This window comes from Aedoeadaptatus ivorii, assembly GCF_900638585.1.
Taxonomy (GTDB): Bacteria; Bacillota; Clostridia; order Tissierellales; family Peptoniphilaceae; genus Aedoeadaptatus; species Aedoeadaptatus ivorii.
Genome location: NZ_LR134523.1, coordinates 752,421 through 765,309, shown reverse-complemented (window position 1 = coordinate 765,309; position 12,889 = coordinate 752,421). Strand labels below are relative to the sequence as shown.

The window sequence follows — 12,889 nt, the reverse complement described above, 5'->3', positions numbered from 1 at the left end:
GCTATTCTCCTAATTCTTTGCGGTTTTCATTGATGAGTTTGATCATATCGGAAAGTTGCACCTGGGTCTGTTCCAATAGACCGTCTACATAGCGCTTGGCCGAGATACGCATCTGTTCGCTCTCTTCTTCGGCGCGGCGCATGATTTCTCTCGCCTGATTTTGTGCGGTCACGGTGATCTCGTCTTCGTCGACCAGCTTTTGCGCTTCTACATGGGCCGCCTGTACGATTTGCTTGGCGTGCAGATTGGCTTCTTCAAAGATCTCATCCTTGCGTTCTTTGATGTTTTTCGCCTCGGAAATATCTTGGGGAATTTGCGATTGAATCTGGTCCAAGATATGGTTGATCTCGTCCTTGTCCACCATGGTCTTTCCCGTAAGGGGAATGGTGCTGCTGACTTCCAGAAGATCTCTTAAATCTTCAATTAATCGAATAACGTCCATTACTACCTTCCTCTCATTTTCTTCTTCATCGCTTCTCCTACCACGGCGGGAACGAACAGAGAGGTGTCTCCGTCGAACATCGCGACCTCTTTGGCGAGAGACGAACTGACAAACAACTGATTCTGGTCGGAAAGCAAAAAGACCGTCTCCAGACCCGTGCCATAATTCTTATTGGCCATGGCGAGCATATACTCGCTTTCGTAGTCGGTATTGGACCGGAGTCCGCGGACGACGGTAGAGATGCCTTTTTCCTGGGCATAATCCACCAATAATCCTTCGAAACTGTCGACCTCGATCCCCTTCTCGTCCTTTAAAACTTCCCGTAACAAGTGGAGTCTTTCTTCCGTCGAAAAAAGTCCCGCCTTGTTTTTATTGTTTAAGACGGCTACGATGACCTCGCCGAAAATCTTTCTGGCGCGAAAGATAATATCCAGATGACCGTGGGTCACGGGGTCAAAACTGCCGGCATAAATGACTTTCAAATCCTAATCACAACTTTCGTAGATCCATATTTTCTTATTTCCGTACTTCTTTAAGCGAGCGAGCCGAAGGCCTGTGACGTCTTCGAATTCGTACTCCCGAGGCGCTTCGAGAATCAAGCGGCCTTGCTCTTTCAGTAGGTCGGACGCTACGACCGCTCGAATTGCCTCCGAATAATACGCTCGTTCCGCATAGGGCGGGTCGAGATATATGTAATCGAATCGCATGCCGCGATCTGCTGCTTCCGAAAGGCATTGCTCGTAAGATCCTTCGAACACTCTGCTCTTGCTATTATACCCCGTAAGGTTCAAATTTTCACGAATAAGTCGCAAACTGTCCGGATGCTTGTCGCAGAACCATACCATAGCTGCGCCGCGGCTCAGAAATTCGATTCCGATTCCGCCGGTGCCGGCAAAAAGATCCAGCGCATTTACATCCGAAAAAGGACCAAAGAGGACATTGAATATACTCTCTTTAATGCGGTCTTCGGTCGGACGAATGCGATCGCCCTTTGGGGTCTTGAGTTTTCTACCGCGCTTTTCCCCCGCTATTATCCGCATAATTTCTCCCCCTAAAGTGTAGCATAGCTCCGTTTTCCTGACAATTCTCTAGATCCCGCGGATGCGGTTTTCGTAGGCGATGACCGCACGATACAGATCCGCCTGTTCCCTCGGATTCAAATGCCCGCCCGAAAGAATCGCATCGGCTTCAATTTTCGCATAGCGCATAATGTCCATATCCTCGATCAAATCGCCGATGCGGAAATGGATAGCCCCCGACTGCTGTGTGCCGAAAAAATCGCCGCCGCCGCGCATTTTAAGGTCTTCTTCTGCGATATAAAACCCGTCTGTCGAGCGAACGAGGATTTGCAGTCGTTGCCGCGCCGCCGGTTTGTCGCTGTCGGAGTGCAAAATACAGTAGGCCTTTTGATCGCCGCGGCCCACCCTTCCCCGGAGCTGATGCAAGGTGGAGAGGCCGAAGCGATCGGCATCGAATACGAAAAGGAGGTTGGCATTAGGCACATTGACGCCCACTTCGATTACCGTCGTCGAAATCAAGATCTGCACGCGGTTTTCCTGGAAGTCCTGCATAATCGCATTTTTTTCTTCCGCAGATAGGCGCCCGTGGAGACAGCGTACGCCATAATTTGAAAACCGCTCCCGAGAAAAGTATTGGTAAACGCTCTGTGCATCGTGCAGAGGATTCTTGTCGTCTCCCTCAATCAGCGGGCATACCACATAGATTTGCTGGCCGCTCTTCAAAAAAGATTCCATAAATCCATAAGCGCTCTCGAGGTCTTGTCCTCCCACGACGGCGGTTTCTATGGGCTTTCTGCCCGCCGGCATGGTGCGAATAGACGAGATCTTTCCGCTGCCGTACATCACGATCCCGAGACTTCTGGGAATCGGCGTCGCCGTCATAATCAATCGGTCGCTGGCCGAGACCTTTTCCTGTAGCTTTTCTCGTTGGAGCACGCCGAATCGATGCTGTTCGTCGGTGATCGTAAGGCCCAGTCGGTCGTTTTTTACATCTTCTTGAAACAGCGCATGGGTGCCGATTAAGATATCGCAATTTCCGACGGAAAAGTTTTCGAGAACATCGCGCTTCTCTTTCGCCTTCATAGATCCCGTCAATAGTTCGGTCTTTACCCCTAAGGGAAAAAATAATTCCTGTGCCTGTCGATAATGTTGGGCGGCGAGGATCTCCGTCGGCGCCATCATCATCGCCTGGTAGCCGGATGCCACCGCCACCGCCATGGCCAGAAATGCGAGTACCGTCTTTCCGCTCCCCACATCTCCCTGAATCAAACGCTCCATCCGCTCGGCGCTCGCCATATCGCGGCGAATATCCGCCCACGCCGCCGCCTGGTCGTCAGTTAGAGAAAAGGGCAAGGAGGTGAGCAGCCTCTCCGCGAGATCCTCGTGTTCCATCGAAAAACCCGCTTCGGATCTCTCCTCGTGAAATCTTCCCAAGGCCGCCTGGAACAAAAGAAATTCGGAAAACACCAGGGATTGCCGTCCCAGCATCGCATCCTCGATTCTCCGGGGCCGATGCACGGCTTGGAGGGCATCCCCCTCTGACAAAATCCCGTAACGCTTGCGCAAATAATCGGGCACCACCGGCGGCACCGCCGTATTTTCGAGCGCTTCTTCAATAAATCTTCCCATCGCCTTCTGCCCAATCCCCGCACCGAGGGGATAGATCGGCACGATGGAGAGCGCCTCCTCCCGTTCAGCCGCATTAAAGAGTTTAACGGCAGAAAACTGCAGGCGATTCTGAAACAGTTTCGGCTTTCCGAAGATATAGTACTCCCCGCCGATTTGCAATTTTTTGTCCATAAAGGGCATATTAAAAAGGGTCAGATCTGCTTCTCTGCCGCCGTCTTCGACGGTGAACGTCTGCATTTTCAGGCCTTTTTTCATATAGCGCACGGGCGATTTTTCAATGACCCGAACTCGATAAGTCTGTTTCTCTGAAAAATCCGGCTTATTTAGAGAATGCAATCGACTGCCGTCTTCGTAGCGCGTAGGCATGGTATATAGCAGGTCTTCGGCGGTTTTTTTGCCGAGCGCATGGAGCCGTTCGGCGGTTTTTTTGCCAATCCCCCGAATCTTCTCAATGGGGTCGTAGAGTTCCATAGATTCCTCCAATGAAAAAGCAGGCTTTCGCCTGCTGTTTATTCGACAGAAATCAAGTAGTAGTAGATCGGCTGGTCGCCGCGAAGGATTTCAAAATCCAGATCGGGATGCGCCGAAGAAATGGCCTCTTCCATGGCCTCCGTCGCCGATGCATCCACGTCTTCTCCGGCGTAGAGGGAGACATACGATGTATCGTCGTCGATCATTTCTTCCAATACGGCGAGGGTGGTGTCGTGTACCGTTTCGCCTCTGGCGAGGATTTTTTTATCGGAAATGCCGATGATGTCGTCCTTATGGATTTCGATGCCGTTCATTTCCGTATCCCGCACCGCATAGGTGATCTGGGCGGAGCGGACATCGTCGATGGCGGCATTCATATTCTCTAAATTCTCTTCTAAAGAGGCATCGGGCAGGAAGTGAATGCAAGCATTGATCCCCTCGGGGATGGTACGGGTCTCCAGTACGACGACTTCTTTTTTGGAGATCTCGGCCGCCGCCTTCGCCGCCATAAAGATATTGCCGTTGTTGGGAAGTACGAATACGCGTTTTGCCGAAACCTTCTCAATCCCCGCCAGTATATCTTCCGTACTGGGGTTCATCGTCTGTCCGCCGGTTACGATATAGTCCGCGCCGGCTTCCTTAAAGATGGATTCTAGGCCTTTTCCCGCGCAAATCGCGACAAAACCGTCCGATTTTTCTTCGACGGGCGCGGCCTTCTCTTCTTGCTGCACCTTTTGTACCTGCGTTTCGCTAAATAGGCGTTCGGAGTGCTGTATGCGCATATTGTCGATCTTTATGTCTTTCAAGAACCCGTATTCCAATCCGCTTTGCAGGGCGAGACCGGGATCGTTGGTATGCACGTGGACCTTGATCATCTTATCGTCGCCCACGACCAAAAGGCTGTCGCCCCGTTCGATGAGCTTCGCCTTGAGATCCTCCACGTGGTCCTCTTCGGTATTTACGATAAATTCCGTACAGTAGCCGAATTGAATGTCGTCGGTAGAAATGCGTTTGCGTTCCGCCTTTTCCACCACCGCATCGTGCACCGCCTCTCCCGTGACGGGCATACCCTTTAAGGACAAAAGCGCGCCTTCCATAATCGTCACCAGGCCCTGTCCCCCGGCATCGACGACGCCGGCTTCTTTTAAGACGGGCAATAGATTCGGCGTATTCGCCAAAGATTCTTTCGCGCGCGAGAGAACGGCTTCGGCGAATTCGATCAGATCGGAATACTTCTTCGCATTTTTTATGGCAAAGTCCGCGCTTTCTCTCCCTACGGTAAGTATCGTGCCTTCGGTGGGCTTCATTACCGCAAGATATGTCATTTCCGATGCCTTCTTCAGGGCGACCGCCAAGTTTTGAATATTTAGGACCTCTTTGTCCTTCAGCCCTTCGGCGAATCCGCGGAACAGCTGGGAAAGAATGACCCCGCTATTTCCCCGCGCGCCCATAAGCGCCCCGCGGCTCATTTCCGATGCCAATCCGGCGACGTCCTCGGCTTCTGAGGATTCCACCTGCCGAACGGCGCTCTTTATGGTCATCGACATATTGGTACCGGTATCGCCGTCGGGAACGGGAAACACGTTTAAGTCGTTGACCGTCGTTTTGTTTTGCTCTAAAAAATTGGAAGCACTGATCAGCGCTTCACGAAATGCTTTCGCAGATATATGCTCCATTTGCTACCTCTAGTCCATCCGAATGCCTTCGACCAAGACCTCGATATCCTCTACTTCGAGACCCGTCAGAGATTCTACATTGAATCGCACCCGGTCGATGACGTTCTGTCCCACAGTAGAAATACGAATGCCGAACTCTATGATTACGTGAAGTTGTATCCGTATCCGCTCGTTCTCCGAATTTACGGAAATTCCCTTCGTCAGGTTTTCAAATTTCAACAATTGAAAGATGCCGTCTGCCGCATTCTTCGACGCCATGCCCACGATGCCGTAGCTTTCCATGGCGGAGATGCCGGCGATGGTGGCGATCACTTGATTGTCGATCGTAATATTTCCTTTATTCGTCGGAATCGTTACTTGCATTCTATATGCCTCCTTTCCGATGATCGGAATTTCCACCATTATATCATACTTGATAGCGGGAAAAACATAGATGCCCGAATTGCAATTTTATTTTTCCTATGGTAAAATATCTCGTATTGTAAAGCGTCGGAGGAGGTGTAAAAATGTCTAAAAGATGTGAAGTTTGCGGAAAACAAAAGCAATATGGGAATTCTATTTCCTTCTCCCACAGAAGGGGAAACAGAACTTGGTCTCCGAATTTACAGAGAGTCTTGGCAAAAGTAAACGGATCCAACAAACGAATTTATGTATGCACGCGCTGTTTGCGTTCCGGTAAGGTCCAACGGGCCCTGTAAGAAATAAGTCGATTCGATGAATCGGCTTTTTTTGTATTGAATTTGGCAAAAGGAGGAGTCTATGAAATTGTATATTGCAAGTCGCATTCCCGAATCGGTGCTCGAACGCCTAAAAGGCTACGACTACAGCTATCACGATAGCGACATTCCCTTGACAAAAGAAGAGATCATCGAAAGGCTTTCGGGCAAAGAAGCGTTGATCTGTCCCCTTTCCGATAAAATCGACGCCGAAATCATGGATCGCGCTTCGGATCTTAAGATCATCTTGAATTACGGCGCGGGCTTTGACAATATCGACATCGACTACGCCAAAGAAAAAGGCATCGTCGTCTGCAATGCCCCCGCTCCCTCCTCTGCCGTGTCTACGGCGGAGCTGACCTTTTTGCTGATGCTCGCGCAATCTCGTCGACTGCTCGAAGCGGAAAAAGATTTGAAGTCTGGCGGCTTCCGCGGTTGGAGGCCCACCTATTTCTTGGGACGCGAACTCCGCGGTAAGACGTTGGGAATTTTCGGCATGGGCAATATCGGCAAAAACCTGGCCAAACGCGCCTTGGCTTTTGAAATGGACGTCATCTATCACTCCCGCCATCGAAAGGACGATATCGAGCAATTGGGCGCGCGATATGTAGATTTTGACGCCCTCCTCGCCGAATCCGATTATATCAGTCTCCATTCCGCCTTCGCCCCTGAATTGAAGCACCGCTTTGATGCGGATGCCTTTGCCGCCATGAAAAAGACCGCCGTCTTTATCAATGCCGCAAGGGGACCGTTGATCGACGAAGCGGCCTTGGCCGATGCACTCGAAAAGGGCGAAATCGCCGGCGCCGCCTTGGATGTCTATGAATTCGAACCGAAGGTCACCGAAGCCTTACTCGACATGGACAATGTTACCCTCGCCCCGCATTTGGGAAATGCCACCGTCGAAGCGAGACTCGAAATGGGAAACGCCTGTGTGGACAATCTCGAAGATTTTATGCGCGGCGAAAAACCCAGAAACCAAGTCAACTGATCCGACAGCAAACAAAAACAGAACCGACAAAAGCTATGTCGGTTCTGTTTTTTATTGCGCGTATGTAGGCAAGCATCGTTTGTTCAATCCGAGGATTGGACCACGACCACGTGCCCTTTGTGAATGGTGATCGTACCGGTATTGTCTAGGATCTCGTTGCTTACGCCACGCGTACGCTTGCGCATCAGGGACAGGGCAGAAATTTCATATTTCATGCCTTCCGTCGAGACGATGGCGGAATCCGTAAGCGGCAAGAGGCTGATATAGGTATAGCCGTCCTTCGAAAAAGTATAGCGCCCCTCGCCCAAAATCTCGAGGCGATTGGAATCGTCCACGAGGAGAATCCGCGTTTCTCCATCTACATAGGCCTCTAGAGAAAAAATCGTCGCCAGGCTGTGATCGATTCTCGAGCCGGTGCCGCCGAGGATGCGAATTTCCTCGGGCTTGTATTCGAGCATGCGCAAAAGCGCCATCTCGGTGTCCGTTTCATCCTTCATCGGCGAGAGGATCTCCGCGGGAATCTCCGGTCTTTGGATCTCTTGCGTGCGAACCGCACTGTCAAAATCGCCCACGACGAGCAAAAGTTTCTCCGGGATCGCGCCCAATGCGTCGAAACCGTGATCGGCACAGATGATGCCGTCGGCCGCTTCGATTTCTCTTTCCAAAAGTTCCTTAGAAGGCGGCGTGCCCCCGGTGATGATCAGTCCCCGCTTCATAACGATCGAAGCGCTCGTATCGCCGAAGACGGGTCCTCGTGTCCGAAAATATACGAACCCGCTACCAAGCTGCGCGCCCCCGCCTCGACGAGGCGCTTTCCGGTATGTTCGTTGACCCCGCCGTCGACCATAATTTCTACATCTCTTCCCCGGAGCATTTTGCGGATTTCACGCACCTTTTCCACCGAAGATTCGATAAACTTTTGGCCGCCGAAACCCGGATTTACGCTCATCACGAGAATCAGGTCCAAGTCGTCCAAGAGATACCGAATGCTCTCGGGGCTCTGTCCCGGGTTCAGGCTGATGCCCGCCCGCACACCGGCTTCTTTGATCGCATACACGAGACGGTGGCTATGGATGGTCGCATCGGTATGGAAAGTAATTCGGTCCGCGCCCGCTGCGATGTATTGATCCACAGAATGTTCCGGCCGATCGATCATCAGATGTACATCGAAGGGGATTTCGGTGCGACTGCGAATCGAGCGAATCACCGGCGGCCCGAAGGTGAGGTTCGGTACATACAATCCGTCCATTACGTCGATATGGATATAGTCAACGGCCTCTTTGTCCAAAAAATCGATGGCTTCTCCCAAGGCGGAGAAGTCGGCCGATAGAATCGACGGTGCCACTAACGCCATTTTGTGTTCTCCTTTTCCGATAGTTCTTCATAAATCTTTACATAGTTTTCGTAGCGGGATTCGGGGATTTTCTTCGCCTCGACAGCAGCTTTGACCGCGCAACCGGGCTCGTTGATATGAACGCAGTTTTGAAACTTGCATTGCCCCATAACGTCGCGGAATTCGCGAAAGGCATCCGCCAATTCTTCCGACGGGATCTCCGAGAGTTCTATACTGGAAAAACCCGGAGTATCGAAGAGGTACATCCCTTCCTCGCCGGCGAAAATTTCTGTGTGTCGCGTCGTATGGCGTCCCCGACTGTTTTTATCGCTCACCGCGCTCGTCTCGAGATCGAGACCCAACGTGCGATTCAAAAATGTCGATTTTCCCGCACCCGAAACCCCGCTCAAGGCGGTCGTCTTGTGGTGCAGCACGCTCTCGAGGGCCTGAACGGAGGCTTCCGCATCTTCCGAGAGGAGAAACACCCGGTAGCCGCTTTGTTCATAGATCGCGGCGACGCGGCGCGCCTCCTCCGGATCCAAATCGAATTTTGAGACGACCGGGTAAATCTCGATCTCCTTGTATTCATAGTAGGCGATCAATTTATCGACCAAATACAAATTGTACTTTGGGCTCGCCACCGGGATAAAGACCAACATCTGATCGACATTCGCCACCGGCGGTCGCAGTACGACGTTTTTGCGCGGAAGGATTTCTTCTACCGAGTTTAAGCGATCCCCCTCGTCCAAAGTCAGGGTCACGAAATCCCCCACCACCGGCTTCATATTGCGGTGGCGAAAAATGCCCCTGGCGCGCGTCTCGTAGGTATTGTGGTCCTCGGCGTAGACATAATAGAAACCGCCGAGGAGTTTTGTAATTCTACCCCGCATAGTCACTAAAAGTTAACCGTCTGCACGGTAGAACCGTCGATGCGGATCGAGGCCCGATCGCCGGTCGCGCCCTTTACCGGATACGAGATAGACGAGCCTCCCATTACTTCTTCCTTCTGAATGACGCGGTCTGTGCCCTTCGAGTGAATGATCACTTCGATTTTGTGGGTGTTTCCGTCTGCGGGCACCTGCGCCGAAAGCGTCTTTTCCGTTACGCCGGTGTTTTCGCCGGAATTGTCGTCTTCTGTCGGCTCTTCTTCCGGCTCCTCGGGTTCGGGTCGTTTGCTTAAGATAATATCCACGCGGGAACCGGCGGGAATTTGATTGCCGCTGTTGTATTGCTGCCATACGACCTCGCCGGGTCCGACGGTAATGTCTTCGCGCTCTTCCACATTGCCGAGCTTCAAACCCTGTTCCGCAAGCAGCGCCTTCGCCTTATCCAAGGTGACGCCTTTCAGATTGGGAACGACGGTCATTTTCGCATCCTGTCCCTTGCTGATCACCACGTGTACGGAGGCGTTCTTTTCGATTTCCGTTTCGGCGTCGGGTTTTTGGCGAATAATTCGCTCCGAGGGAACCTGGTCATTGTACTCGGTCTTGTCGACGACAAGCTTGAGCCCCAAATTCCTGAGGGCGGATTGTGCCTCGGAAATGGTCATATTCTCTAAATCGGGCACGACGATTTTTTCGATGTCCTTGGCGATGGTTACCGAGAAACGGTCGCCTTTTTTGAGAACTTGACCGGCCTCTACCGATTGCGCGAGAATCGTACCGGGTTTTAATCCCTCGTCGGATTCTTTTTCTTCGATGCCCAAATCCAAATCGTTTGAAGCCGCGAAGTCCTTCGCTTCGGATACGTCTTTTCCGATCAAATCCACCATTTCGACCGCACTCATTTCCTGATTGGTCGTCAGAATGTCTTTGATCTTACTGCCGCCAAATGCCACGCCAAACAGCAATAAGAGGGCGAGCAATACACCCGCCACCATGGCGACGGGATTGGACTGCTTCTTTTTCGGCTTTTTCGCAGCGTTTTGCTCTTCGTTTTCTGCGGCTTGGATCGGCGCCGTATTTCCCGGCGCTTTCTGCCGCTCGGGAGGAATCACTACGGTGGTCCGCGTCGGTTCTACGGGACGAGAGCTGCCGTACACCTTGCCCAAAAGGATTGCCTTTACATCTTCTATGATCAAACCGACGTTGTCGTATCGGTCGGAAGGCTTCTTCTCGGTCATATGGGCGAATACCTGATCGACCTCCGCACTGACGCGGGGGTTGCGCTCCGAGGGAAGGGGGATCTTGTTCTGCACATGCATCAATGCGACGGTGATGGGATTTTCGGAATCGAAAGGCACATCGCCCGTCAACATCTCAAAGAGGACGATCCCCATGGAATAAATGTCGCTTCGGGCATCGACCTTTTGGCCCCGTGCCTGTTCGGGGGAAAAATAGTGGACGCTTCCCATCACCGCATTGGTTACGGTTACTGTGGCATTGCCCGCCATGCGCGCGATGCCGAAATCCGTGACTTTTACCCGATTGTCCCGGGTCACCATAATGTTTTGGGACTTGATGTCCCGGTGGATGATGTTTTTGCTATGCGCGATTTTTAGCGCTTCGGCGATCTGGATCAGGTAATTCAGCGCCTGGTTCTGCGGAAGCATTCCTTCTTCCCGCACCAGTTCTTTTAGGGTCTTGCCGTCGATATATTCCATGACGATATAATACACGTCGTCGCCGTCGATGGTCTCCATTCCGACGTCGTAAATGCTTACGATATTGGGATGCGAGATACTCGCGGCCGCCAAAGATTCCCTTCTGAACTTGCGGATAAAATTGTCGTCCTCGTTGTATTCACTTTTTAAAACTTTTATAGCGACGATACGGTCCAGCCGTCGATCGTGGGCTTTATAGACATCGCCCATGCCTCCGCTGCCGATCTTGTCGAGACATTCGTACCGATCCGCTAAAATCATTCCTCGCATATCCTCACCTACTCTTATCAAAGACGATCACGGTAATATTGTCCTTGCCGCCGGCGTCCAATGCCAATCGTACGAGTCTCTTTGCCACGTCTTTCTTGTCTGCCAACAGGGTCTTCTCGATCTCTTCGATATCCGCAACATCCGACAGGCCGTCGGAGCACAGAATGATATAGGACATATCCAGGGGCAGGGTTCGAATCTCGAAGTCGATCCCCTTCGCCGTTCCCAATGCCTTGGTCAATACGTTTTTCTTCGGGTGGACGCGCGCTTCTTCTTCGGAAATGTCGCCCATTTCCAAAAGATAGTTGACGAAACTGTCGTCCTTTGAGATTTGAAACAACGCCTCCCGATAGCCGTAAATGCGGGAATCGCCGACATTGACATAATACAGCTTCTTGCCCAGGATGTAGACCAGACTTAAGGTCGTTCCCATGCCCCGCAGTTTGAAATTCTCCTCCGACTGACGAAAAATCTCTCGATTCGCCTCCTGCACCCCGCGGTTTAGGAGGTCGATCAGCTGTTTTTCGTTCTCTATGGGTACCGACAGCATCTTGCGGAGCGTGCTTACCGCGATGGAACTCGCCGTCTCTCCGGCGGCATGTCCGCCCATCCCGTCTGCCAAAATGGCGAAACGGTGCCGGGGATCGATATAATAGCTGTCTTCGTTATTCTCTCTGCCACCGATATCGGTATACGCAGATATTTTCATATAATCACCTTGTCTCTTCGGCCTCGCATCCGGCTTTCAGTTGTCCGCAACTCGCCTGAATATCACTGCCTAATTCTCTTCGTATTGTACACGATAAGCCTTTTTGCGACAACTCCCTTTGAAACCGGAGGATCTCCTCGCGCGCCGGTCGACTTTCGTCATAATGGTCCGTGGGATTCAAAGGAATCAAATTGATATGTGCCGGCAGGCCCCGAAGGAGCGACTGCATCTCGCGAATATTGCGTTCGCCGTCATTTTTTCCCCGAATCAATGTATATTCAAAGGTGATACGCTGCCCCGTTCGATCGGCGTACCGACGCAGTGCGCGCATCAGTTCTTCCAGGGGGTACCGCGCGGCGATCGGCATAATCTTTTTCCGCGCCGATTGATCGGTCTCGTGCAAACTCACGGCGAGATTGACGGGAATATCTTCTTCGGCCAATCGATCGATTCCCTCCACGACGCCGGAGGTGGATATGGTCATATTGCGATAACTCATATTCTTCCCCTTCGGATCGTGCAGAAGGCGCAAAAATCGGAGGACGTGATCGTAATTGTCGAGGGGTTCGCCGCTTCCCATCAGAATAACATTGGAAATCGAAATTCCCTCCCGCGCTTCTACCGCATACACCTGATCGAGCATTTCATAGGGCCGTAGATTGCGGATCAGGCCGCCGCGGGTGGAAACACAAAAGCGACAACCCATCTTGCAGCCGACTTGAGAGGATACGCAGAGGCTATAGCCGTGATGATAGCGCATCAACACCCCCTCTACGATCTCGCCGTCGTGCAGTCGATACAAATACTTCTTCGTCTCATCGAGTTTGGAAGCCAATCGCTTCACGATGCGCACCGCATAGGGCGCATCGCCCAATTTCTTTGCCAGGCGATCGGGGATATTACTCATCTCTTCAAGCGCTTTTCGCTTTCCGTGGTGCCCTTCAAAGAGCTGCACCCCGCGAAAGGGTTTCTCTCCCGCTTCCGCCATACATTCTTTTAACTCTTCGGGATACATCTCTGTCCAGTGCATA

14 protein-coding genes are annotated in these 12,889 nt (G+C 51.9%); 2 read left to right on the top strand and 12 right to left on the bottom strand.

Translation table 11 applies throughout. The features are described 5' to 3' along the window. Position 1: 1 nt before the first annotated feature. Genes EL294_RS03860 through EL294_RS03835 form a run of 6 tightly spaced genes read right to left on the bottom strand, consistent with a single transcriptional unit; the run spans position 2 to position 5,600 of the window. Positions 2 to 442: an ATP synthase subunit B family protein gene (locus EL294_RS03860; RefSeq protein ID WP_126465388.1), complete on the bottom strand. Its 441-nt coding sequence runs from the start codon at positions 440 to 442 to the stop codon at positions 2 to 4. Between the two features lie 2 nt (positions 443 to 444). After that, positions 445 to 924, bottom strand: coding sequence for a pantetheine-phosphate adenylyltransferase (gene coaD, locus EL294_RS03855; RefSeq protein ID WP_126465387.1), 480 nt, complete (start codon positions 922 to 924; stop codon positions 445 to 447). A 3-nt stretch (positions 925 to 927) separates the two neighbouring features. Further along, on the bottom strand, positions 928 to 1,482 hold the full coding sequence (gene rsmD, locus EL294_RS03850) for a 16S rRNA (guanine(966)-N(2))-methyltransferase RsmD (protein WP_126465386.1): 555 nt from the start codon (positions 1,480 to 1,482) through the stop codon (positions 928 to 930). Positions 1,483 to 1,530: 48 nt separating this feature from the next. Continuing rightward, entirely contained in the window at positions 1,531 to 3,561 is a 2,031-nt protein-coding gene (gene recG / locus EL294_RS03845; RefSeq protein WP_126465385.1) for an ATP-dependent DNA helicase RecG, read from the bottom strand. A gap of 38 nt (positions 3,562 to 3,599) precedes the next feature. Continuing rightward, the gene (locus tag EL294_RS03840) at positions 3,600 to 5,237 is read right to left on the bottom strand and encodes a DAK2 domain-containing protein (protein WP_126465384.1); all 1,638 of its coding nucleotides are present in this window, start codon (positions 5,235 to 5,237) and stop codon (positions 3,600 to 3,602) included. Positions 5,238 to 5,246: 9 nt separating this feature from the next. Next, the gene (locus EL294_RS03835) at positions 5,247 to 5,600 is read right to left on the bottom strand and encodes an Asp23/Gls24 family envelope stress response protein (RefSeq protein ID WP_126465383.1); all 354 of its coding nucleotides are present in this window, start codon (positions 5,598 to 5,600) and stop codon (positions 5,247 to 5,249) included. 143 nt (positions 5,601 to 5,743) lie between these two features. Here EL294_RS03835 and rpmB point away from each other — a divergent pair, with 143 nt between their 5' ends. Continuing rightward, on the top strand, positions 5,744 to 5,935 hold the full coding sequence (gene rpmB / locus EL294_RS03830) for a 50S ribosomal protein L28 (RefSeq protein WP_126465382.1): 192 nt from the start codon (positions 5,744 to 5,746) through the stop codon (positions 5,933 to 5,935). Positions 5,936 to 5,996: 61 nt separating this feature from the next. Then, entirely contained in the window at positions 5,997 to 6,944 is a 948-nt protein-coding gene (locus EL294_RS03825) for an NAD(P)-dependent oxidoreductase (RefSeq protein WP_126465381.1), read from the top strand. 83 nt (positions 6,945 to 7,027) lie between these two features. Here the strand turns inward: EL294_RS03825 and EL294_RS03820 are convergent, their stop codons facing one another. From EL294_RS03820 to rlmN, 6 genes are read right to left on the bottom strand one after another with little or no spacing between them, the layout of a single operon-like run. Next, a complete protein-coding gene (locus EL294_RS03820; RefSeq protein WP_126465380.1) occupies positions 7,028 to 7,660 on the bottom strand; it encodes a thiamine diphosphokinase in 633 nt (210 codons plus the stop codon). Beyond that, a complete protein-coding gene (gene rpe / locus EL294_RS03815; RefSeq protein WP_126465379.1) occupies positions 7,657 to 8,298 on the bottom strand; it encodes a ribulose-phosphate 3-epimerase in 642 nt (213 codons plus the stop codon). The genes EL294_RS03820 and rpe overlap by 4 nt, the downstream gene beginning before the upstream one ends. Further along, the gene (rsgA, locus tag EL294_RS03810; protein ID WP_126465378.1) at positions 8,289 to 9,167 is read right to left on the bottom strand and encodes a ribosome small subunit-dependent GTPase A; all 879 of its coding nucleotides are present in this window, start codon (positions 9,165 to 9,167) and stop codon (positions 8,289 to 8,291) included. Before rsgA ends, rpe begins: the two co-directional genes overlap by 10 nt. A gap of 5 nt (positions 9,168 to 9,172) precedes the next feature. Next, positions 9,173 to 11,140: a Stk1 family PASTA domain-containing Ser/Thr kinase gene (gene pknB, locus EL294_RS03805; protein ID WP_164715211.1), complete on the bottom strand. Its 1,968-nt coding sequence runs from the start codon at positions 11,138 to 11,140 to the stop codon at positions 9,173 to 9,175. Positions 11,141 to 11,153: 13 nt separating this feature from the next. Beyond that, positions 11,154 to 11,858 carry a Stp1/IreP family PP2C-type Ser/Thr phosphatase gene (locus tag EL294_RS03800; protein ID WP_126465376.1) on the bottom strand — a complete coding sequence of 235 codons (705 nt, stop codon included), beginning with the start codon at positions 11,856 to 11,858 and terminating at the stop codon, positions 11,154 to 11,156. Between the two features lie 4 nt (positions 11,859 to 11,862). After that, positions 11,863 to 12,888 carry a dual-specificity RNA methyltransferase RlmN gene (gene rlmN / locus EL294_RS03795; RefSeq protein WP_126465375.1) on the bottom strand — a complete coding sequence of 342 codons (1,026 nt, stop codon included), beginning with the start codon at positions 12,886 to 12,888 and terminating at the stop codon, positions 11,863 to 11,865. Position 12,889 lies beyond the last annotated feature (1 nt).